The sequence below is a fragment of the Spirosoma migulaei genome, assembly GCF_054776855.1.
The window spans coordinates 561,119-586,411 of the sequence record NZ_BAAHBG010000010.1 but is presented as its reverse complement, the minus strand read 5'-3'; the positions used below and the strand labels follow the sequence as shown (position 1 = coordinate 586,411).

At 46.0% G+C, this 25,293-nt stretch carries 12 protein-coding genes; 9 read left to right on the top strand and 3 right to left on the bottom strand.

Going from position 1 to position 25,293, the window contains the following annotated elements; genetic code table 11:
- The first annotated feature begins 496 nt into the window (after window positions 1–496).
- The 9 genes from ACYVGO_RS12970 to ACYVGO_RS12930 all read left to right on the top strand — a co-directional run bounded on the left by ACYVGO_RS12970 (window position 497) and on the right by ACYVGO_RS12930 (window position 20,069).
- The gene (locus tag ACYVGO_RS12970) at window positions 497–3,754 is read left to right on the top strand and encodes a SusC/RagA family TonB-linked outer membrane protein (protein ID WP_460969628.1); all 3,258 of its coding nucleotides are present in this window, start codon (window positions 497–499) and stop codon (window positions 3,752–3,754) included.
- Window positions 3,755–3,847: 93 nt separating this feature from the next.
- Window positions 3,848–5,533: a RagB/SusD family nutrient uptake outer membrane protein gene (locus ACYVGO_RS12965; protein ID WP_142771163.1), complete on the top strand. Its 1,686-nt coding sequence runs from the start codon at window positions 3,848–3,850 to the stop codon at window positions 5,531–5,533.
- Window positions 5,534–6,445: 912 nt separating this feature from the next.
- A complete protein-coding gene (locus ACYVGO_RS12960; RefSeq protein ID WP_460969627.1) occupies window positions 6,446–9,718 on the top strand; it encodes a SusC/RagA family TonB-linked outer membrane protein in 3,273 nt (1,090 codons plus the stop codon).
- 31 nt (window positions 9,719–9,749) lie between these two features.
- Window positions 9,750–11,390, top strand: coding sequence for a RagB/SusD family nutrient uptake outer membrane protein (locus tag ACYVGO_RS12955; RefSeq protein WP_460969626.1), 1,641 nt, complete (start codon window positions 9,750–9,752; stop codon window positions 11,388–11,390).
- A 459-nt stretch (window positions 11,391–11,849) separates the two neighbouring features.
- Window positions 11,850–14,888, top strand: a complete 3,039-nt coding sequence (locus tag ACYVGO_RS12950) for a SusC/RagA family TonB-linked outer membrane protein (RefSeq protein WP_460969625.1) — start codon at window positions 11,850–11,852, stop codon at window positions 14,886–14,888.
- A 29-nt stretch (window positions 14,889–14,917) separates the two neighbouring features.
- Window positions 14,918–16,288, top strand: a complete 1,371-nt coding sequence (locus ACYVGO_RS12945; protein WP_460969624.1) for a RagB/SusD family nutrient uptake outer membrane protein — start codon at window positions 14,918–14,920, stop codon at window positions 16,286–16,288.
- A 27-nt stretch (window positions 16,289–16,315) separates the two neighbouring features.
- Entirely contained in the window at window positions 16,316–17,170 is an 855-nt protein-coding gene (locus ACYVGO_RS12940; RefSeq protein WP_460969623.1) for a hypothetical protein, read from the top strand.
- Between the two features lie 15 nt (window positions 17,171–17,185).
- A complete protein-coding gene (locus ACYVGO_RS12935; RefSeq protein WP_460969622.1) occupies window positions 17,186–17,692 on the top strand; it encodes a hypothetical protein in 507 nt (168 codons plus the stop codon).
- Between the two features lie 4 nt (window positions 17,693–17,696).
- Window positions 17,697–20,069, top strand: a complete 2,373-nt coding sequence (locus ACYVGO_RS12930; protein WP_460969621.1) for a M43 family zinc metalloprotease — start codon at window positions 17,697–17,699, stop codon at window positions 20,067–20,069.
- 213 nt (window positions 20,070–20,282) lie between these two features.
- Here ACYVGO_RS12930 and ACYVGO_RS12925 read toward each other — a convergent pair whose 3' ends face one another.
- The 3 genes from ACYVGO_RS12925 to ACYVGO_RS12915 all read right to left on the bottom strand — a co-directional run bounded on the left by ACYVGO_RS12925 (window position 20,283) and on the right by ACYVGO_RS12915 (window position 24,895).
- Entirely contained in the window at window positions 20,283–20,480 is a 198-nt protein-coding gene (locus ACYVGO_RS12925) for a type II toxin-antitoxin system RelE family toxin (RefSeq protein ID WP_460969620.1), read from the bottom strand.
- The gene (locus ACYVGO_RS12920) at window positions 20,477–20,695 is read right to left on the bottom strand and encodes a hypothetical protein (protein ID WP_460969619.1); all 219 of its coding nucleotides are present in this window, start codon (window positions 20,693–20,695) and stop codon (window positions 20,477–20,479) included. Before ACYVGO_RS12920 ends, ACYVGO_RS12925 begins: the two co-directional genes overlap by 4 nt.
- An 897-nt stretch (window positions 20,696–21,592) precedes the next feature.
- Window positions 21,593–24,895 (bottom strand): PA14 domain-containing protein, encoded by a 3,303-nt coding sequence (locus tag ACYVGO_RS12915; RefSeq protein ID WP_460969618.1) that lies wholly within the window; start codon window positions 24,893–24,895, stop codon window positions 21,593–21,595.
- Window positions 24,896–25,293: the final 398 nt, after the last annotated feature.

Below are 25,293 nucleotides of genomic sequence, written 5' to 3'. Positions count from 1 at the left end.
CAGGGGAGAGGTACTTCTTAATAGGGAAGAGGCATCAGGAGCTTTTGAGGTAGTTGGTTAAACTCCAAGTGTAACTTTTAATTGTTTTTTAATACTCAGCCTTAAGGGTAGCCAATTATAGTAATCAAAGGTAATTTACTAGGGGTCAGCTAAGGCTTGATTAGGCCCTAGCTGACCCATTTACTAGCTAAAAAACCATTACTTACTTTTTGGTAAACGATGAATTTACCCTCAAAATGAGCATTATACAAAAAATAGTCGCTGTTTACTAAGTCAGCATCTACGTAAAGTTATATTTTTAATGTCTGTAGGTACGTATATATAGTATTTATAACTAAGTAATGAAAAAATTGTATTCGGAATAATATTTTGTCTGTGTAGTCAAATTCAGATTTATGTTGGCTGTTTCATTTGATTAGGGAAAATTTGTATTGCTTCATTTTGCTATTACATTTGTTGTAGTTGCATTTTTTTCTTGACCTAACTAGAAACGTAGATGAGTAGAATTCTATTAATGAGCTTTCTTCTGGTAAGCTCTGTCTGGTCCACCGCGTGGGCACAGGAACGGAGGGTGATTGGTAAAGTAACGTCCGCAGAAGATGGATCTCCTTTGCCAGGTGTTTCAGTTGTAGTGAAAGGTAGCTCAAAGGGTACATCAACAGATGGAGCGGGTATTTATGACATCTCAGTACCCGCAAAAGGCACCACGTTAGTATTCAGTTTCGTAGGCGTTACCACTCAGGAGATCAAACTCGGCAATGAGTCGGAAGTAAACGTAAGCCTGGTATCCGATTCCCGTTTGCTTACAGAGGTTGTTGTAACGGGTAGTGGGGTTGCCACCAGCAAAGCGAAGCTGGGTATTGCAGTAGAGAGCGTTTCGGCTAAAGATCTTCCTCAAACGCCGACGGCTTCGATTGACCAGGCCTTGGTCGGTAAAATTCCCGGCGCCCAGATTTCGTCCGTTAGTGGGAATCCCGGTGATCCGGTTAACATTCTGCTTCGCGGTATTAACAGCGTACAGGGTGGAACCAAGCCACTGATCATGGTAGACGGTGTGCAGGTAGCCGCAACCGACATTAACTCACTCGATCTTAGCAACGTAGAGCGAATAGAGGTTGCACAGGGTGCCGCTTCAGCCTCGATTTACGGTGCGCAGGGTGCCAATGGTGTTATTCAGGTATTTACCAAAAAAGGGAAAAAAGGCCGGACTTCCGTTAATGTATCAACCAGCTACTCCGCCAATGAGTTTCTCAACACAGGGAACGTTCATAAAGCGGAACTGCACCCTTACCTGACCGACGCGAGTGGTAATATAGTAGATGCCAGCGGGAAAGCACTGGACTATACGCAGTACGGTGCAATCACTGGTATTTCGTATAAGTATGGTGGCGCAACGCGTTACGCCATTCAGGATATCCGTAATGACGCCAATACGCCTTATAGTGGAAATCTGAAATACTACGATCACTTTAAGCAGGTATTTCAAACTGGTAGCACATTCAACAATAATATCAGCATTTCGGGTGCTTCAGAAAAAAGCGACTTCAATATAGCTGCGTCTAATAACCACACAACTTCGCCTATTTTAACGAACCAGAACGGTTATGTCGATCGTAGTAACTTGTCGGCCAACGTAGGTACGGAAATCTTCAAGGGATTTACGCTTCGATCCTCTACCCAGTTGGTATATACAAAAAATACGCTGAAGCCGGGACTAGGTTCTACGTTTGGAACCCTGAATGCCAATGGGGGTAATGTGGGACAGGTATATGGGTTCTTGAACACTTCTCCTTTTATGGACCTGACCCGGAAATTGGCTGATGGAACATATCCGGTTTATCCAACGGCTGACTTTTTGAGCGTAAATGCTGGTAACCCATACTATCAGGCTGAGTATACCGATGCTGTTGATAACAAGTTAGATATCGTTCAAAATTTTCAGGCCGATTACAAGATCAACAAATTTGTGGAACTGGATGCTAAATATGGTATCAACTATCGGAATGAAACTGCCCGGCAAACCTACTTCAATCAGTCTCAGAATATAAGTTCTGAATACTATGGTTCTTATGCCAGCAATAACGCGCCAGATAACAAAGGGGAAATAGATAACTATCAGTATAATAGTACATTCCAGAACTTCCTGGGTACGGCTTATATCCGGACTGATTTTGAGAATGATTTTCATATTAAACTGCCTATTCAGACCAGTACCCAAATCTCGTTTGATTATCGGAAGAATAAGGCTACCCAATATGATACCTATGGTGTAGGATTGAGTACAGCCCCACCGTTCAACGTTGCGGCCACTTCATCGCAGGCAGTTGCTACGGATATTGTAACGCCCTTTATAACATACGGTTACTTGGTCAATCAGAAGGTTGATTTCGGTGATTATGGTGGTATTACGGCTGGTTTCCGGACTGACTGGTCATCTGCCTTCGGTGCAGGGTCTACCCCGTTTACCTTCCCGCACTTTGATGGTCATATTTCTCCACTGACGTTCTTTAAGAATAGCAGCCTTGCCAACGCCTTGCCTTATTTCAAGTTACGGGCGGCCTATGGCGAAGCGGGTATCCAGCCGGGTGCATTTGATCGCTACCCAGTATTGAGCCAGCGGAACCTAGGTTCAGGCTTAGTCTACACGATTCCAACAACTACCCAAAATCCAAATCTACAGGTAGAGGTATCTAAAGAATTGGAAATCGGGACAGACTTCACCATCGGAGGAAATTCGAACCGCACTTGGTTTAGTTCGCTTTCGGGCTCGTTTACGTACTGGAAACGCTCGAGTGAAAACGTAATTTATACGGTGAGCGTACCACCGTCGCTGGGTTCTACAGGTCAGTTGACCAACGCGATTAACATGTCGTCGAATGGGGTTCAATTCTCGTTAAGCCTACCTGTTTTTCGTTCAAAAGACATACGCTGGGACTTTACAACGAATTTTGGCCATCAAATTTCCAAAATTGATGCCATCTCGGGTGGTGCCGACATTATCTTAACCTCAAATGCAGGTAGTACCGCTCTGGTTTTAACACCCGGTCAGCCTATTGGTCAGGTGTATGGCTACAAGGCATTAACGAGTCTGGATTTTACCCGTCAGGATGGCAAAACGAAGTATATTCAGGAAGCTGATCGGGCCAATTACACCATTGTTGATGGCCGCGTCGTAAAAAAATCTGATTACCAGATTCAGTTTACGGATGAAACGTACCCGCTGATGAATCCGAACCCGAAATTTAACGCGTCGTTCATCAATGGTGTCAGTTTCAAAAACTTCCTGACGTTAAACTTCCAGTTCGATTGGGTGTATGGCAGTCACCTGTATAACCAGACAAAAGAATGGATGTACCGGGATGGTATCAGCGGTGACTTTAGCAAGCAGGTAACCATCGATGGCAAAACCGGTGCCTTCCCCGCTTACTGGTCCAGTGCTTATTACAATCTGTGGGGTAGCACACGAGGAGCTGGTAACAACGCCACCAAAGACTTCTTCGTAGAAGATGCTTCGTTCGTACGCTTACGGAACATTTCGCTGGCTTTTGATCTGGCTAAAGTTGTCAAATTACCTTACCTCAATAAAGCACAGATCGTCTTTACGGGCCGGAATCTCGTGACCTTCACGAAGTATACGGGTTATGATCCTGAAATTAGCTCGGGTTCCTCGAACTCATCGTTCGACAGAGGGGTGGATCACAGTACGCTGCCGAACATCAAGTCGTACCAGGTTGGTCTGAACATCGGATTCTAATCACTTAAGTTATAAGGAGCCGTAAGCGATTTTACTTACCTATAGTCGCTTACGACTTGGATACTTAGTACTTACAACTTAATTTCTTCCAAGATGAAACTCATTAATAAAAATAGATTTTTCTCCACGGTTTGTTTTACGGCCCTTATGCTCGCTGGGGTGTCCTGTAAAGAACAACTCGACGTAGGTAATCCAAATGCACCGACTACCGCAGCCAACGTAAATACCGAGACCGGTCTTATTGCGTTTGCACAAGGTGGTGTATACGTCAACGGTTTCTTAAACGGCGATGGCTGGCTGGGAAATAGTTATTTTTCATTGCCCTGGGGCTATAGTGAACTGATGGCGGATAATGTTGGGGCCGATGCATCGAACAACCAGGTTACAACCATTGGTGTACCTGACTATATTATTTTGGATGATGGCACTAAAGTGACCAATCCGGCACCACAAGTGGGCATTATTCGGTCTTATAATAGTCGTGCAGCAACCGGGGCGGGTAACAATGCTATTTACTACCAGTGGCTGAATATGTATGCGCTGAATAACGTTTGCAATCAGATATTGGATCTCGTAGGTACTATTCCTTTCACTGGTGATAAGGCTAGTAAAGCCAATACAATCAAAGCCTGGGCCTATTGGTGGAAGGGGTACGCGTATGCTTCTATCGGGTCGATGTATTATGCGGGTCTGATTGATGATAAGTCAGGAGTAACGGATGGCAACTATGTGTTGCATGACGCGATCATTGCTAAGTCGAATGAGTATTTTAACCTGACGGCTACTACGTTAGGGGCCATTACCAGCACGGCTGATTATCAGACGGTTTTAGGTCAGTTGATTCCTTCGTTCACACAGGTAGGCAATGGGGGTGTTCTTACCATTGATATGTGGAAACGGAACATCAATACCATGCTAGCCCGTAATATCCTGGTGAATAAACTGGCTCCTTTTGTAAAAGGGAATCCGGCTGCCACGATCTCCAAGTCATCGACATCGGCAATGACAGCTGCTGACTGGAACAGTGTATTAACATTGGCTACGAATGGGATTAAGAAAGACGATAAGGTTTTCACCGAACGTAGCACAGCGTCGAACTCTCCATTCTCTCCTACGGGTGGTACGGTTGCTGCGTTAACGTCAAACGTGAATACCAGCTCGACCTTTAAAATCAGTGAGCGATTCATGCAGTCTTTTAATGCGGGCGATAAGCGAGTTGCAAACAATTTCAATACCGCTACTACCTACAAAAACAACTATACGTTTACAACGCGGTATAGTATGGTGCCAAACGGTACTGGATTAGCTGGTGTATATGTTTACGGATCGAAGGATGTAGGTGCACACGAAGTGTTTATGGCAGGTAGCTATGAGGAGAATACGCTCATGCTGGCTGAGGCCAATATGCGTCTGGGCAATATAGAAACAGGTTTAGGCTTTCTGGATGCGGTACGGGCCTATCAGGGAGCCGGTGTAGCTGCTACAGCAGGTACTGGACTTACGCTGGCTGGCGCACTAACGGAGCTGACGAAAGAAAGAAGAGTAGCTCTATTTAACCGCGGCTTAGCGTTCTATGATAACAGACGTTGGGGATGGACCTACGATATCTCAGTTGGTGGTGGAAGCTATGGTAACACCGTTATCACATCTGCTGGTGCTGTCATCAATAAAAACGTGACGATCAACTATAACTTCATGGATTATTGGGATGTTCCAGCCGATGAATCGGTATTGAATCCTACAGCTAATAGTGTTGTCACAAAAAATCCTAACTATTAGTAGACGAATCAGTTACGTCTAGTTGAAGCGGCTTGCCTTACTAAGGTAAGCCGCTTTTTTTATTCTTTAGTCAATAGGTAGGCAAGAGACCCGTTTAGCAAGAAAAAGTAAGCTAATCTACTTGCGAAGCAATAGCCTTTAATTAGATTTGTGGTAAATACATTCTTAACTTAACTAGAGCTATGACGAAAATTTCACCGGTAAGTGCGCTTACCTCATACTGAGTCCCACTCAGGAGCAGATCATCAGTACAATGGTATCTGATGGTCCGATGATAATGAACCACCTTTTTAGGTGTGTCCGATCAATGCAGGGTACTCTCAGCAGTACCAACTCCAATCTGTTCGTTTCTATTGGATTACTACATACGAGGTAGCCGATTGGCCTTCAATTTTCCTATTGATGTCAATTCGTTCATGCGATCTCTATAATTCGTAGTAAGATGAGACAGCCACATTGTAAGGTGGATTAGGTCTTCTTCAGGCAGCCGTTTCTGATAACTAACGAACGGATCTGCGAATTACTTCTACAAGTTTTCTCCGTTAAAAAACAGCTTTCCTAGGTAATTTCTGAAAGAATTTTTCGGAACTGACGCCTGAGATGCAACATAGCTATGCCAAAATCTGTCTTTATTGGTTTGGGGTGTTAATTGTACTATTCCAATTTAATTAGAAATTAGACTTTAAGTGTCTTAAAGGCAATGTATAGTATACTGAAATCTAGAAAAAAGTAAAAATCCTCCTTATTGTTGACTTATATTTATAGTTTTCCCAAAATATTGTTCTGCATTTATCGAGATTAATAGAATTTTGTTTACTCATCTGTTTTTATAGGGAAAGCTTGTATTGTATTTTTCCGTTATATAGCTTTGCTTGTAGGAAGTATATTTTTCACCCTAACAAAAAAACGTATATGAGTAGAATTCTATTAGTGAGTATCCTCCTGGTATCCTCACTCTGGTCCACGGCGTGGGCGCAGGAACGGCGAATTACGGGTAAGGTAACATCTGCCGAAGATGGTTTACCGTTACCAGGCGTATCGGTTGTCATAAAAGGGACAACAAAAGGAGCCAATACAAATGCTACTGGTGATTACGACATAACGGCACCCGGTAGTGGCAACCTCACCCTGGTGTTCAGCTTTGTCGGCGTGACCAGCCAGGAGGTTGCTGTGGGTAACCAGTCTGAAGTAAATGTGAAACTGGTTGCGGATAACCGTCAGCTTTCTGAAGTGGTTGTAACAGGGGTTGGCGTAGCCACCGATAAGCGAAAGTTGGGTATTTCGGTTGAAGCGATCTCGTCAAAGAACCTGCCGCAAACCCCAACTGCTTCTATTGATCAGGCTCTGGTTGGAAAAATTGCCGGTGCGCAAATATCCAGTGGTAACGGTACACCCGGTGCACCCGTAAATATTGTACTACGCGGTATCAACACCATTAATCGGGGAACAGCCCCAATTCTGCTGATTGATGGCGTTCAGGTCGACGCAACCAACTACGATTCAAACGGGAATATCAATAATAACCCGACGGCTTTGCTTAGTAGTATTGACCCGAACACCATTGAGCGCGTTGAAGTTGTGCAAGGGGCGGCTGCAGCTACCTTGTATGGTGCTCAGGGTGCCAATGGCGTTATTCAGGTATTTACCAAAAAAGGCAAGTCGGGTAAATTGAACATTGATGTGTCATCGAGCATCACCCGTAATGAATATCTGAATGTAGGTGGAGTGGCTAAATCGCAGTTCAATGGGTTCATTGTCGATGCCAGCAATAACGTTATCGGTACGTCGGGTAAGCCGCTTGAACTGAACCCAAATACACTGACCTATAGCGAAAATGTTCAGTATAATCCGCTGGATGTGAACAACAAGGCTGATAAACCCTATACGGCTAATCTGAAGTACTATGATCATTATGCGTACTTCTTCCGGCCATCCAATACTTACAATAACAGTATTGCACTGTCGGGGGGGAATGATAAAATTGATTTTGCGCTATCGGCTTCCAACAACAAACAGGAAAGTAACGTCATCAACAATGGGGGCTATCAACGTAGCAACCTGATGTCTAACCTGGGCCTTCAATTAGCTAAAGGCCTGACGTTCCGAACCACAACGCAGTTAGTCTATACCAACAGTACTATTAAGACGAATGACCGGCTTATCCTATATGCCATCAACAATGCGCGCCCATTTGCTGACTTCTCGGCGGTTGATCCAGACGGTAATCCAGGCATTTATTATGGAGACGCTGTTGGCGTAAACCATTCGAACCCAAGCTTCTGGCAGAAATACACGGATAACAAAGACAACAAGGTAGATGTAATTCAGAACTTCAACCTCAATTATAAGGTCAATAAATTCCTGGATTTAGATGCCAAGTATGGTATTAACTATTCAAAACAGGAAATCAGGACCACCTATGCCAACCAGTCGAAGAATCGGAATGTAATTGCCCTCAACAACAATTATTATCAAAACTATTTCGGTACGGATCCTACCGGGGAGATTGATAATAATAGCTTGACAACTACCTATCAGAACTTCCTGGCCAGTGCTTTTATCAATACCGATTTCCAGAATGATTTCAAGTCAAAACTGCCCATTCGGACCTCTACACAGCTCTCGTTTGATTACCGAAACCGGAACTTCAAGCAGTTTTATACGTACACCTTAGGTTTGCCGACATACGAACCATTTACGGCCTCTCAGTCGTCTACATTCCGAGTTCCGGGTGTCAAAGCGCCGTCAGCTGGACGTGCTGGCTTACCCGCCGGTGGCGATTATACAGAGCCATTTATTACCTATGGTTATGTTGTCAATCAGCGTATCGACTATGGTGATCTGGCTGGTATATCGGGGGGCTTCCGTACCGACTACTCATCGGCCTTTGGCAGTGGTTCCAAGCCGTTTACCTTCCCCCGTGGCGATGCTTATTTCCGGGTGTCGGCGCTGAAATTCTGGGAAAATAGTGCAATGGCCGGGTTTTTCCCAGAGTTGAAAGTACGGGCCGCGTATGGTCAGGCAGGTATCCAGCCGAAACCATTTGACCGGTATCAGGTGCTAAGTACGGCCACATTGGGCAGTACGAACTCATTTTATACCCCAGCCAGCCAGCCTAACCCAGCACTGGATGTAGAGGTATCCTCAGAACTTGAAATTGGAACCGATCTGGCCCTGACGCCCTCAAAAACCTCCAACTGGTTGAGCAGTGTGCGCCTGTCCGCTACCTATTGGAAACGCTCCACAGATAACGCCATCTTCGACGTTAGTGCGGCTCCATCAGCGGGAATTAACTCCATTAAAGACAATGCCTTTTCGCTGGCATCGAATGGTTTTCAGGCATCGTTGAATGCAACGATCGTGCGTACGAAAGATTTCTCCTGGAACCTGACAACTAATTTTGGTCGACAGACATCGAAGATTTCGGCCGTTAAAAACAATGCAGAAGTGGTGGTTCTATCCAGTGCAGGTAGTTCAAACTATGTACTGAAAGCAGGTGAAAAAATTGGTCAGTTGTATGGCTACATAACGGTTCATTCGCTGGATCAGAAAGATCCCAGTGGTAATTACTACATTTCGCCCGACCAGCAATCGCAGTACACCGTAGCAAGCAACGGTATTGTTGTGAGCAAAGCAACCAAACAGCCGTTCTTCTCGGCCAACAAATACAGCTTTGGTGATCCGAACCCGACCTTCAACATGTCGTTCATTAACGAATTTACAGTCAAGAACTTCCTGTCGTTTGGTTTCCAGTTCGATTGGGTACAGGGGAGCCACATCTACAACCAGACCAAAGAATGGATGTATCGTGACGGTATTCATGCCGATTACGCCAACCCGATTACCATTGATGGGCAAACAGGTGCCTGGACGGCATTTTATCGGGGCGTATATGCACAACGGCAGGCAAATGGTACAAAGGATTACTTCTACGAAGACGCATCTTTTGTTCGGTTACGGAATGTGCAGATTGGCTTTGACCTGAGTAAAGTGGTGAATATACCGGTACTGCGCCGGGCGCAACTGGTGTTATCGGGCCGGAACCTGCTGACGTTCACGAAGTATACAGGCTTCGATCCTGAAATTAGCTCAGGTACGGGTAGCTCTGCCTGGGATCGGGGGACTGATCATAACACCATGCCAAACCTGCGTTCCTATCAGGCTACGCTTAACATTGGCCTTTAATTTCCTACTGTCTACTCTTCACGACTTATCGATGAAAAAGATACATATTTTAGTAACGACACTACTCCTGGGTTTTGCAACGTCCTGTAAGGAACAATTGGACGTAAAAAACCCCAATCAGCCAACCGTGAGCAGCGCTAATACCGAAACCGGTATTATTAACTTAGCTCAGGGAGCGGCCTACATTAACGGATCTAAAGAGATTAAGACCGATTTATACGACGGTGTGCCAGGCTATTTCTGGTCGGGGGCCATGGGTTTCCACGAACTAATGGGCGATGTGATTGGTGAAGAAGCAGCCAACCAGTTTGGGAATCAGATTGGGGCACCTGATTACGTGCTTCTGGACGATGGTACCAAAGTAGTGAATCCGAATGCACCGAATACGCAGTATGCCCTCATTCGCCAGATCAACGTTAATTCCAATCAAGGCTCAAATCCACTATTTCATGAATGGTGGTATATGTATTCACTCAATAGCCAGATGAATAAAGTATTGACGCTGGCCGATCAGGTTGCCTTCACGGGTGATGCTAAGGTTAAAAAAGCCACCATTCAGGCCTGGGCTTATTGGTGGAAAGGGTTTGCCTACTCGCGTCTGGGATCAATTTATTACGCGGGCGTTATCAACAATGCGGATAATGGCACCAATGGCAACTTCGTCGCCAAAGAAAAGTTGATTGAGGAAGCCAACGCTAATTTAGATAAAGCGGCTGCTTTGCTAACGAATACGTCAACTGATTATACGGCTGTAATGACCTTACTGATTCCAACCTTCAATCAGGTAGGGAAAGGGGGTGTACCCACCCCGGATATGTGGAAGCGGACTATTAATACCCTGAAAGCCCGCAACCTGCTGGTCAACACATTAACTAAGACGATGACAGCCGCTCAATGGGATCAGGTGCTCACCCTGACCAATGACGGCGTTAAGGCGACTGACAATGTATTCACCGGGCGTTCCAATCAAAACGGGGATTTCCTGGCTCCGCAAACCGGAACCGTTGCTGCCAAAGCAACCGGTGACCCATCGGGTGGTGCCACCTATAAAATTAGCGAACGACTCATTCAGGATTTCAAAACAGGCGATCAACGGTTAGCCAATAACTTCACGCAACGGGCTACACCCTGGATTGGCGAAAGCAGCCGGGGCAACGCATTTAATACCCGCTGGGCCTTAGTAGATGGTGGCAAGAAACTAGCCGGGGTAATCACGCTAAGCGACCGGAATCCAGGGGCTACCGAGCTGTATTTGGCGGGTAGCTATGAAGAAAACGAGCTCATGAAAGCCGAAGCGCTGATCAATACGGGTAAACTGGAGGATGGTCTGAAATTGATTGATGCTGTTCGGCAAGTGCAGGGGGCTGGTCTGGCTGCGGTGGCTGGTACAGGCCTAACCGCCGATCAGGCCAAAGAAGAACTGCGCCGGGAGCGCCGGGTAGGGCTGGCATTTCGGGGCTTATCTTTCTACGACGCTCGCCGTTGGGGTGTTATTGACGACGTCGCAAAAGGAGGTGGCCGTAAAGGTGCCGTTATTGTGGATAAAACCGGGAAGGTGACTACCAATGGCACTATCAATTACAACTTCCTCGATTACTGGGATGTGCCCGACAATGAACTAGTGTATAATGCACCCGCTTCGGGGAGCGCGCCCGTAAAAAATCCAAAGTGATCAAGAAATAAAATTCAGTAGTAAAGCTCTCTGTTACCAGCAGGGGGCTTTTTTTGTTAAAATCGAATAGAAATTGCCTGGTTTAACGCGAACTACAGGAAAAAGCTCAACGGGAAGCTCGTCAATAAACCGTGGATTTCTTCGAGGCCAGACTAGCTCCTAGTTTCTATTAATTTAGCCAATGTGTTCTGAGTAATTGCATCAGATAAGGCTAATTTGGCGTATAGATACTGAACGAGTTATTGGAAACGCCAGCAGCGAAATTGGAATTGATAGTCTACCGTTGTGGGTTTATTAGTAGATAATTATACTAGAGTAATTTCGTCAGCTGTTGAATGTATACGATGAGGGCTAATTTTTCGTTTGAAAAAATAGTAGTTTGCGCAAGCGTTCAGTATCTTGTTTTCCCGTTAAGATTATCTCAATCCTAAAAGCTTTTACTTGGAGTATAACCTATACATGAGAAAATTTTACAGTGTTATTATTTGGTCAGTCCTCCTGACTGTACTGCCTGGCTATCTGCTGGCCCAGGGTATACGTATAACGGGTAGAGTGATATCCGTTCAGGATGGCCAACCTTTGCCTGGTGTAAATATTCAGGTTAAGGGTACTACAAATGGTGTTAGTTCCGATGCCAATGGTAATTATAGTATCACCGTTCCCGGAAGCACGGCTGTACTCCTTATGACGTCTATTGGCCTGGTAGCCCAGGAAATAACTGTTGGCAATCGCACGGTTATTAATATACAGATGCAGGAGTCAATCAACGAATTGACCCAGGTAGTTGTAACAGGCTATAATACCCTGCAACGAAAGGATATCTCCAGTTCTATCTCGTCGGTATCTCCTGATAAATTCAAGGATATTCCGGTTGCCAGCTTTGACCAGGCTCTACAGGGTCAGGCGGCTGGGGTGCAGGTTTCGCAATCGTCGGGTACGCCGGGTGGCGGGCTTATGGTTCGGATTCGGGGTAATACGTCGATCTCGGCCAATAACCGACCCTTGTTTATTGTTGATGGTGTACCGGTTGAAAATGGTGCGCTGACCGGTCGGGATTTTGGCGGCCAGTCCGATAACGCCCTCGCACTCTTCAACCCCAATGATATTGAGTCGATTGATGTACTTAAAGATGCGTCGGCAAAGGCTATCTATGGATCACGGGCGGCTAATGGTGTGGTGCTGATTACGACAAAACGGGGAAAAGCCAATCAGAAAACAAAATTTACGGCTGATGTACAGCAGGGATTAATCGATATTGTTCGCCGACCTGATTTGCTGAATGCCACTGAATTGCTGGATCTGCAACGGGAGGCTGTTACCAACGCCGGGCTGGATCCCGATAAACTGGGCTTAATTAAGGGCGTTACCGATGGACAGAACACCGACTGGATCGATGCCATTCTCCGAAAAGGCGTTTATAAACAGTATCAGCTTTCAACGCAGGGCGGCAATGACCGGACCCAGTTTTATTTGAGTGGCAGCTATCGGAATGAAGAAGGCATACAGCTAAACAGCCAGTTTATTCGCTATACGGGTCAGTTTAAATTCGACCATAAAGTAAACTCTAAGCTTTCGTTTGGCATGAATCTGACCCTGTCGCGGGTGAAGAATAAGCGCGTGAAAGGCGACAATTTCTTAGATGGCGTTTATTCGGGTGCGCTTAAAAGCTTACCGTATTACTCTCCATATAATGAGCAGGGTAGACTATATGGCCCTAGTGATACGGAGTACCAGGGTTTTCCAAATTTCAACCCGGTAGGACAGGCGGTTTTGCCTCGTTTTGAAACTTATACGTTTAAGATGCTGGCGGGCCTGTATGTTGACTATGAAATTTTGCAAAATCTGCGCTTTCGGTCAAAAATTAGTGTTGATTATAATAACGTAACCGAAGACCAGTTTGAACCGTCTTCAACGGCAATTGGGGGCTACCTGTCCAGCGTTGGTTTCCATGGATACGGAGTTTATAGTAGCGCAAACGTGTCCAAGCTGATCAATACCAATACCTTGAACTACAATTTCCAACTCGCCGAAAAACACCATTTTAATACTACGGCAGGATTTGAAGTGCTACAACAATTTGAACGAAATGGAAGTGTTCAGGGACGCTTATTCCCTAGTGATGACTTTACGTATATTACATCAGCCGGGGTTGTTGACCAGGGGAGTTCCTATCGAAATAACAGCGGCTTAGTATCGACATTTGGCGAGGTACGCTACGACTATGATCAGAAATACCTGGCTACCATAACGGCTCGTTATGATGGGTCGTCACGATTTGGACAGAATCGGCGGTTTGGCGCGTTTCCATCAGCATCGGTTGCCTGGCGCATATCCGCTGAGCCATTTATGGAACAGTTTCATTTTCTAAACGATTTAAAGCTCAGAACAAGCTATGGGTTTACGGGGAATGAGCAAATTGGTGATTATCAGTTCCTGGGTACCTGGGCTTCCACAACCTATAGTGGCTCAACGGGTGTTGGACCCGCAGCCTTAGCCAATCCAAACCTGCAATGGGAGCGCACCCGCGAAGCCAACGTTGGGTTGGATGCCTCGTTTTATAATGGTCGGTTGAATGTAACCATTGATGCCTACGATAACCTGACGACTAAACTATTATTTGCCCAGCCAATCCCACAAACAACGGGTTTCAGTACGGTTCAGGGTAACATTGGATCGGTTTCAAACCGAGGACTGGAGCTAACGATTTCGACGGTTAATGTCAATAAGGCGGTTCGCTGGAGTACCGACCTGAACCTGTCGCATAATGAAAATAAGGTCGTATCTCTAGCGACCGATCAGCCCGTTTTCCGGGGCTACTCAGGTAATGGAGTTACGGCAACAAACGTCATTCTGCCCGGTCAGCCGTTGGGCACATTCTGGGGGCTGAAATTTCTGGGTGTTGACCCCGCCACCGGCGATGCTATCTACGACGATAAGAATGGCGATGGCCGCATTACGTCCGACGATGGGCAGGTGATTGGCAACGCCCAGCCAAAGTTGTATGGCGGATTCACCAACAAGGTTTCCTGGAAGGGATTCGATGTGAGCGTGTTCTTTCAGTTTTCGTATGGCAATAGCATCCTGAATTTTACGAACGCCAGCAACCTGGTCAATACGGGGGCAGATATACAGAGTAATCAGTCGCGAGTAGCCCTGAAACGCTGGCGAAAAGAAGGCGACATTACGAATGTTCCCCGATATGTATACCAAAATACCTACAACAATTACCTCAGTAGCCGGTTTCTGGAAGATGGCTCATTTGTGCGCTTGAAGAACGTTTCGATTGGTTATAACCTGCCTAAGAAATGGATTGATCGGTTCAAACTAACCAATACCCGTATCTACGCGTCGGCCACTAATCTCTGGACATTAACGCGCTACTCCGGGCCCGATCCTGAAGTAAGTACGCTCGACGGCTCAACAGCGGCCCAGGGTATTGATTTCTTTACACTTCCACAAGTCAAAACGGTGTTTGTGGGTTTGACCATTGGTTTTTAACGTATTTCTCTGAGGAAAAGATAGCAACTATGATCCGCTTACTACGATATAGTCTGGTTTTGGTGATGCTGGTTCTGGCCTCCTGTCAGAATGTACTGGAACCCAAACCAGTAGACCTGCTGGTCGATGATTTGGTTCTGAACGAACCGAATGATGTGCAACCTGTTCGGATTGGCCTTTACAGTGCCTTTCGGGGTATGGCCTCTGCCAATATAATTGCGGGCGACTTTACGGCTGATTACATTCAGGCAAATGGTACCTTCACTGATTATATACAGTTCGGAACCAAGCAAATTACGGCATCGAATGGGACGGTTGATGCTTTGTGGGCCAGTATCTATAATACCATTTACGTCGCTAACTTTATCATTGAGCGACTGCCGCTGGTCAGTGGTGTACCTGATGCGACAAAAAAGTCAGTGCTCGCCGAAGCTCGATTTTTGCGTGGATGGGCTAATTTTATTGGCGCTTATACTTTCGGCGATATTCCCAAAGTAACGTCGACTGACGAAACTGCCAACACCACAATTGCCCGAACAGCCAAAGCCGATATACTGGCCACTGTTCTGGTCGATTATCAGGCCGCTTTGGCCGATTTGCCAGATGTGGCCTCATCAGGCACTTCCACGACCAATGCAGCTTATCTGAATAAAACCAACTGCCGGGCAGCCATGGCCCGCTATTACCTCTATCAGAAAAACTGGGCGCAGGCTGAGGCATTGGCTACGTTGGTGATCAACTCAGGGGTTTACGTGTTGCAAACTAATTTTGCCGATATCGTCACAAAAGATTTTACGCCTGAATCGGTTCTTGAAGTTGGCTACAATCTGACCGATGACCCTGGAACGAGCAGCACAGGCCTCAATAACTTACTAGTTGGTCGCCGGGAAGTCATTCCATCGAATCAGCTCATTACTGCCTTGATTTCGACCGAAGCTGGTACGCGCAGTGCAACGATTACCTTTAACCCATCGCAGCAACGGGGCAATGATAACGGCTGGACGGTACGTAAGTATGGAACGGCTTCTGAAGACAACAACAACATTGTGTTGATGCGCCTGGCCGAGCTGTATTTGATTCGGGCCGAAGCCCGGGCGCAGCAAGGTAAACTGACGGGCACGACTGGTGCCGTTGCCGATCTGAACGTGCTGCGGACACGAGCGAAAGCACCCGCTATAACGCTTACGGCGCAAGCCGATATTTTGCTGGCTGTTGAGCGGGAACGTGTATACGAGCTAGCGTTTGAAGGCCAACGCTGGTACGATTTAGTCAGAACGGGCCGGGCGCAGGCTGTTATGTCGGCGTTTTCGCCCAACTGGAACAGCCACTTAGAGCTCTGGCCAATACCGCAACGCGAGATCCAGCAGAATTCGGCTCTGACACAAAATCCTGGCTATTAACAGAGCGGGTTTCCCGACTATCTGATTATGAAGAACCTAACGAAACCAAACTATCTACATACCATTGGCCATTGGGGGCTGATGGTATTATCGGTTGCTCTTGTTGGCTGGAGTACGGTTGCCTGTGATAAACAGGATATAGACCGCACCTTTGAAGGCCCCTATTTTGTGCGCTTTACAGATACAACGCTGACCTATAAAGAGAGTTATAGCAAGCCCATTTCTATTCAGGTTCACAATGTAGGCCCTCAGCTAGATCAGCCCATTACGATTACGTACACGGTTACCGGAACGGCGCGGTCGGGGAAAGACTATACCATTCAGGGAAAGGAGGGTACCGTTACTATTCCAGCCAAGGCGAGTACGGGCAACATTGTTGTGCAACTGATTAACAATGCCAACAATATTCTGGAATCATCATCGCTTACGTTTACGCTGACCAGCGTTCAGCCCAGTACCTTACAGGTTGGGTTTGGTAAGGATAATATTGTGGGAAAACAATTTAAACTCACGATTCAGGACGATTGCCTGTTTGGTGGTTTCTATACGGGTACGCAGAAATACGGTACACAAACCGTAACGGTTCCAGATATTGAAATTACCAGCGCCGATTGCAAAACATACAACCTGAGTAACTGGAACATTGGCCTTCTTAACTTCAATGCTACTCACCCGACACTAACGTTTGTTGACAATGGTGATAACTCGCTGACGGTGCCGTCGCAGACCAATCCTGAACTGGGTACAACGGATACCATTGAGGGCAGTGGCGCCTGGAACCCGCGCAATCGGGTAATTACACTGAATCTTCAGTTTAAACTGGCTATCAGCAGTACTAAAGACACAACTTATTACTTCACGCAGACCTATACGCCCCAATAAGGCAACTGATCAATCATGCGACATCTTATACGTTTATTGTTGATTCCGGGTATAATCGGATGGCTTTTTGGGGGCTGCTCGGAGAAGCTTGAACCGAAACCCGCTACTTATTCGCAGTTATTAACCGGCACGGAAAAGAAATCCTGGAAGATGGTATCCTTGGAGATTATTGATGATGGTACGTCAAGTGGGGTAATTTCAGTTGCTCAGGCTGTTTCTCAACAGGTGATAGATGCCTGTATTGCTGATGACCTATTGACCTTTTATGCCGATGCAGACCATAAGTTTGAAGCCAGCCAAGGTACAAGTATATGCTATCCTCAAGAGCCAGACATTTACGTGACCGATACCTGGAGACTTGTCAATGGTAATGCAACTGTGCAATTTTATCTGCCTATATTAAATGGAATATACCCTTGGACAATAAAGAACCTGACGACTCAATCTATGACGATTGAATATTATTTCGGTGATATTGATGCCAGCTATCGGTTTACTTTCAACTCTGTTACTACCAAATAGGCGTATGTTTCGACTAGTACTCAGCCTGTTATTACTTGTTTCGCTGAAGCCGATGGTACAGGCCCAGCCAATCCCTGTGGCAAAGCCGTGTGGAACTATGGAGATGGATAGTCTACGACGGGCGCGCTATCCGCAGTTAGGTTCCCTCAATGATTTTGAGCGGGAATTGCAGCTAAAAATGATTGACATCAAAAAGAAGATGGCATCAGGCAGGCTGGCCGCTACTGTGATTACGATTCCCATTATTGTACACATTGTACACAATGGCGAAGCGGTGGGTAATGCGCATAATATGACCCAGGCACAGGTGCAGTCGCAGATTGTAACGCTGAATGAAGATTACCGCCGGACACCGGGTACCCGTGGCTTCAACTCGAATCCAGTCGGGGCCGATATTGAAATTGAATTTTGCCTGGCTGCTCTTGATCGGCAGGGAAAACCTATGGCCGAGCCCGGTATCGAACGAATCAACGGTGGCCGTGTCAGCTGGACGGAGAGCGACGTTGAAGGCGTGTTGAAACCAAGCACTATTTGGGATCCCGACAAATATTACAATATCTGGGTACTTGATCTGAGAGAATCAACGGGTGGTAGTGGGAGCGTAGTGGCCTATGCACAGTTTCCAAGCCAGTCTAATTTGCCCGGTATTCCATCAGCAAGCCCGGCCAGTACAGACGGTGTTGTTTGTAACTACTATGCATTCGGTAATGCCGAAAAAGGCAACTTTGCCGGCTTAACAGCACCCTATAACCTGGGTCGTACCATGTCTCATGAAACCGGCCACTGGCTGGGACTGCGGCACATTTGGGGTGATGCCGCCTGTGGCGATGATTTCTGCGCCGACACGCCCCCCCAGGCGTCAGAAAGCCGGGGTTGTCCATCGGGGCGGGTTAGCTGCGGAAGTACAAATATGGTACAGAACCACATGGACTACTCCGATGATGCTTGTAAAAATATCTTTACCCTTGATCAGAAAGCCCGAATTCGGGCTGTTATGGAGATTAGTCCCCGCCGGAATAGCCTGCTCACCTCCAATGTGTGTGGTACCTCAGTTGCTGTACGTCCTCAGCCAAACTTCCGGGCCGAAGCACAGCAGGTTTTATTAGGTGGGTCGGTAAAGTTTAGTGACCTTTCCGGTGGATTTCCTACCAGCTGGCAATGGACGTTTGAAGGCGGTACACCAGCCACATCAGCTGAACAGAATCCTACTGTTACCTACAACCAGCCAGGCAAGTTTAAGGTAACGTTGGTCACATCGAACGCAGTAGGACAGTCAGAACCCTTGGTTCGTACAGAATATATCGAAGTGCTCAATCAGGGACTTTGTACGGACGTAACGAATTTTAGTGGTACGCCTACGATCCTGCGTGAAACGAACGGAACAGGTTATGTGGCTGGCCAAAATAGCCATAAGAGCCAGGCCGTATCCGAGTTTTTTGCCAACAAACTAGGCTATCTCAACTTAGCCAGTGCATCCCTGAAATTTGGCGTTGCCAAAGCCGCCAAAGGCGCATCTACTGAGTCGGTTGTGACTGTAACGGTCTGGAACGGGCGAGGTTTCCAGAACGGCCCTGGCGCTATTCTGGGGCAAAAAGATGTACCCCTCCGGGATATTCTGGCCGATGTTGCCAACAACCGGGCCACTACCGTTACGTTTGATAAGAATGTACCGGTAAGCGGTTTATCCTTCCATGTCGGCATTACATTGCCATACGCATCGGGCGACACCGTGGCACTGGTCACGACCAAAAATGGAGAGTCATTGTTTGCAACCTCCTGGCGGCAGAATAGCCAGGGTAACTGGCTACGTTACGCCGATAGCCTGGGACTGAATGTGGCGCATAACATTACCGCGAAAGTTGGTCAGAAAGCGTCTGTACAGGTTGCGGCCTCGGCCATCTTCATCAACCCCGGCGAAACCGTAACCCTGAATGCACGCGGGGCGGGTGTATATACCTGGTCTGGAACAGGGCTGAATAGTACGTTGGGGCCACAGGTAGTGGCTCAGCCAACTCAAACCACCTCCTATACCGTATCGGGTTCGGGAACGGATTTGTGCAGTACATCAGCGGTCGTAACAGTAAACGTCCGTTTGGGAACTGTAACGGCTACCACACCGCTAGCCGAACAGGCCTTGCAGGTAAACCCGAACCCCAGCGACGGGCAGATGAACGTATCGTTTAGTAGCCCGCTACGAGGAGCACTCCTATTAGGCATCCGTAACGTAAACGGAGCTGAATTGCTACGGCAAAATCATCAGAAAACAACCGACACCTTCCAGCAAGCTATCGACCTTAAAACCGCCCCGCCCGGCGTGTATTTTGTGGAGGTCAGTATAGGGGAGCAGGTATTTAGGAAACGAGTTGTGAAACAATAAAAAGTAAGGGTCGGATTTATTAAATCCGACCCTTACTTTTTATTGTTGGAGACAAAAAATACGTTGAAGTCAATCTTGGGTCTTGCTAGTAGCTAGTTCTTTTAGAAGGCTATTTAACACATTATCAGAAATATCAGACTGTTCAGATTTGTCATAAATAGAAACCAGATAAACTGTCTCTGCAATTATTTTGACGCACGTAATAACTCTTGCTCAACCTTTTTTGTCTTTTCCCTTCGATTTTATGCCTAATCTGATTTTATAGAACCCATCCCGCATTGATGTTCCCAGAAAAGGGTTCTCTTCCAGTTCATCAATCAACTGATGGATTTCGTCTTTAAGCGAATGGAACTTCTTCAGTCGTTTGGCTTCTTGTTCAAAATGATCAATCGTCCGGACCTGATAACTCATAATTCAGTCAAAAAGTCGCGGGCTGGGCGGCTTGGCTGTTTCCCTTTTTCAACCTGCCTCATTTCCTTCACTCCCCTACGAATATTGGTAATAACCTCTTCATCTGTGTCTTCGTTCAGTTCTGTTTCCTGAACTCTGACAAATGAAAAATGCTTGATAAGGTCTTTGAAGAACTTGAGTTTTTTATTGTCTATTTCTAACGTTATCGTTGCCATTGTAGAGGTTTTATAAAATAACGTAAAAGCATATTACCTACAAACAAACCTTATACTCAGAGAGCGTCACCAAAGCCCTCCGCATGACTTGCTACCTGACATTTATAATCTGACGCTGAACTACTGCCACAAAGCCGTTAGAAAACGACCGACACCTTTTACCAATCACTTGATCTCAGAACTGCTGCATCCGGCGTGTATTTTGTCGAAATAAGTATAGGGGGAGCAGGTGTTTAGGATGCGGGTGGTGAAGAATTGAAAAAAACTGGACGAAGCATTAATGTTAAATGCTTCGTCCATAAATCTATTGCTTCAAGTATAAATTCATAAATGAAAGGATTGATCTCAGTTGTTGACTATATCAATAGACTAGTCTAGGGTTGGCTAGTCAACCTCTTTCCATATTTGGTAAAGGTGATGAAAGCCCTTTTGGGAAATCGAGTTAAAGGCCTCCATTTCGGCTACTGTGCTGACGAAGAACAAGCACAAATAGTAGAGCCGAAATAAACAGAAATGAAAAACTTGAGCCAATGAACCAGTGATTTCGGGCAATAGCTTCAGTATTGCTACCTATTAAGAGACTATACACTTGATAACTAACCAGCATCCATAGGACCCCAATAGCTATTAGGGATATTAGGCGTTTGTATAGATCCTTCCAAAAGATTAAAATTCCAAGATATAGCCAACTGATGAGGATAAGTAAGTAGACTAGCTTCTCAAGAGGCTGCCCAAACAATACGGCTGCTGTAGCTAGCAGTATTGTAGGCAAGTTAAGCTTGGTGTCATCGTAAGTGATAAAAGCGAAGGATAAAACCGTTAATATATCCAATACTTTAACCAGTCTATCAGGCCATATAGAGGTGGGGTTTGTTACTATCTGTTTCATGAAGTTGATTAATTGCAGTTAGTAGTTGGTGGGGATATCGAATTGTCAGCGATAGTGATTTTACCATTATAGGTATTAGAGTTTTCACGTAAGTCTTGCCCCAAATCAGCGGGATTAATTCCTACACCGAGAATTCCAATTGCACCGCTTCCGGCAGGAAGGTTAATGTAGGGTGAAATTAAATTATAGGTGAATGAACTACAATTATTTTGAACTAAACTATAGTTTGGGACTCCTGATGCTTCAATCTTGTACTTAATTTCTTTAAATTGAGACGCTGTCAGAGGCACTTTTAATGAAACATCATATTCAGTACTTCCATCATCACCCCATGCACCTTTTGTAACCATTCCCATAGCAGCTTTCCATTCTGTTTCCACGTAAAAGCCTGCAACCAGTCGTACTGTTTGCCGTGTATTAGAGTCATACCTTTCTAATCCAAAATAGGTATGACCGGGCCTTCTCTCAGTCGGCGAGACAGAGAATTTTGCAATTTCTCTTGTATTATTGACAGGCTGGTCAACGTACATGGTTATACTGTATTGGTATTTTGAATCGCTGGGAACTGTGCCAAAGCAGTTAAGTCTCTCAGCGATATTTATTGGACGTTTAGGCCCTACTAGGACATAATTATCTAAAAAATACTGATTACTTAAGCCTTTTAAATCGGGGAAATCATTCCAGGAAAGTGGATATCCTGTTCCGCTTGGCGTAGTAGTGACCGGCTTGGAACAACTGCCAGATGTGGTTAGGGGAGAGTTGGCAATAGAGGCATTATCATTGACCGGCACGACCTTGATAGTTAGTTTTTGGTTGTGTTTGTAGGCGTCGGGGATGGCCCAAACAAACCCACAATCTAGTGGGATATTAGGATTGTTGCCATAAGCAGCTCTCACATCGGAGCGGCTTGCGTTGTTAGCTTTAATAGTAGCAGCTTTCGATACGAGCCCTAATTCGTCGATGATATAAACATCCAAATTCGCATAGCCTCCTGAGTTAGCAAAGGCCCAGCCACTGACTTTGTCGCAATCGACACCATCCAAATGGGCTGTTGTTGGAACACGAGAACCAGTAATGGTGGGGTTGTTGGGGTCTGTAGGGTTGCCACTGCCACCCGTAATGGGAGTCGAAGTGGGTGGTTCGTTTCCTACGGTAACCGGCCCTGGATTATAGTCAATTACAATGATTGGGCCATTAGGTGATCCAGTTGAACCACCGGCATTACAAGCATAGACTACCTCTCTTTTTCCGCTTTGTCTGAAAAGTATTACTGGCGTGCAAGGAGGTTTGGGCTTCGTTGGATCATCCCCCCCATCAACGGTCGCGGTGCGTTGACTAAAGTAAACTTGCTCTTCCCGAAGTATATTATTTGTTCCACAGATTTTAACGGTTAGACGATAACCCTGTGGGGCATCTTGCAGGTAAAATAAATCTATATTGAAGCCATGATAACGAGCAGCTACGTTATTGCCAAATGCACTGACTAAATCAGACCTGTCTTGGTCTGCCGGAACTGAAGCGACCTTCGTATCATTGATATAAATGTCGACCATCACTGTTTTGCCAAGGTCGCTCGCATCTAGTGCCCAGCCAGCAACACTTTGTGCGTTAATTATGTCAATATTTGCTCGTGGACTATTGACTGAACATGTACCGTTTGTTGGATTAGCGGTATCACCTCCTACACTCCCTGGCCCTGAGGTAACGGTAACATCTGGATATAATCTTGCCTGCGGAATAACCTGTTGCCCCTGATTTGGATACGACCAAAGCAACTGAGCCTGCGCTCCACCACCTCCTTGATTGAATTCTAGCTTAATTGAGTACTTCTGACCGGCCTGTAAGTTAATCGTGCCCGTCCTGAGCACCGGAGCATGCCCACCCGGCCAATCCGAAATGAGTTTTTGTCCGTTGACCCACAACTGAGTCGCATCATCATTGTTGGTCGAAAAGGTGTAGCTTCCAGTCACGGGTGCTTCCACTTGCCCTGACCAGCGTACTGACATATTGGTGGAGGATACACCTGGGAAAGGGCTGTTGCCTTCGTTCCAGGTGAAGTTGACCGTAGCATCTGTACGGGACAGGACGGGAGAACCTGATAAGGTCAGATTATTGAAGTATTTCCCTGATAAACCAGTGCCAGTGCCGCCACTAGTGGGTGGATTAGTAGGTGTAGTTGTGGTTGTATGTGGGTCATTTTCGGCAAAACAACTGGCAATGGCAGTCGTCATCAAACCTGTGGCCACCAGCCAGTGTCGGGGCCTGAAATTGCTTCCATCCTGAAATGCGGCAAACAAAACGTTATTGTAATAATGGGCATACACGGATTCGCCCCAACTGGTTGTGAATAAAAACTGACCCTCTGAGTAGTTGCAATTTCCTGTTGGTGGACTGGTCGTTGTGGTTCCGCTGCATGAAAAGGTTTTTGCGCCACTATTGAGACCCTGCGAGGTGCCCCCAAAGCGGGCTTCGATTGTATGATTTCCGCCTGACTTAAATTGTTGGGGAATGGTAAATGCAAACCCATGATTGCCATTATCTCCTAAATAGGCACCTACATCAGGACGACTTTGCCCAGCCTGTATGGAGCCTGCATACTGGCCATCAATATAAAAATCTACCGAAATGGGCGTGTTTAGTTGAGCCCGATCCGCTGCCCAACCACCTGCTGTGTTACAGTCTGCCCCATCAATAAACCCAACTCCATTGCTAACGGCAGCTAGACGGGCACTCTTTTGAAGCTGTTGTGTACTCAGGTCTGTAGCATTTAACCGGATGGATAAGCGTGCTTTTTCCACAAATAAACTGTTAGCGTCAGCAAGGGCATGACTACGAAGTAATCGAAATTCACTTTTACTGCCAAACTTATCAAAATGCCCTTTCAGCGTGTAGGTAGCAGTAGGTTTTGTGCCCGATAATTCTGTGCCGATATAGTCGGTGTAATCGCCACCGGTTTGGACAAAGCCGTCGGGTAAGAGCACTTTTAGCTGGAACGCAGTTGAACCAGCGGCCGTGAATAGTAGAGCCGAAGAAATATTGAGGTAATGGGCCGTTATGGTAAGGGTTACCTCCTCACCAACTGAAGCAGTGAGTTTATCCACCTGCATCGTAAACTTGATCGGATCGGCATCAAAGGGGCGGGATACGGATTTCGGAAATAGAGCAACCGTGGACTTGTGTATCTGTTTTCCTGGATCATGCTTATCATCTATGAACGAAGAAAGGATAGAGGAAAAAAGAAGCAGTGCAGTTGGCAGTAGCCAATGTACGATGCGAAGCGGCTTTAAGCTGGAAAGTAGGTGTTTTGCCATGAGAAGTATAGTTAATGTCTGGTGGCAATAGTAATAAGTTAAATTTTAATTATCCAAAAAATATTATAGTTTATACTTAAAAATATTTTTGTATTTATTAAACGTATACTAAATGATAAACTGGTGCAAGATGAAGTTGCAATTTTGGGTGAGAGTAGCTGGAACAGGTGAAAGAACCTTTAGAGAGATTAGAAATATAGAATAGACCTTATTGTACTTACAGTCCAGTAGAAGTTGGTAGCTGAGGATCAATAGGATAGGGTGAAATTTGATCAATCTGACATTGATCCCGCAATGAATCTAGGGGGTTGAGCAGTGCGATACGCAATGGTGATAAGGGTACAACCGCCGAGGATAAACCCAGGCATAATGTGCTGTGTTTGGCAAAAGCTACCGGG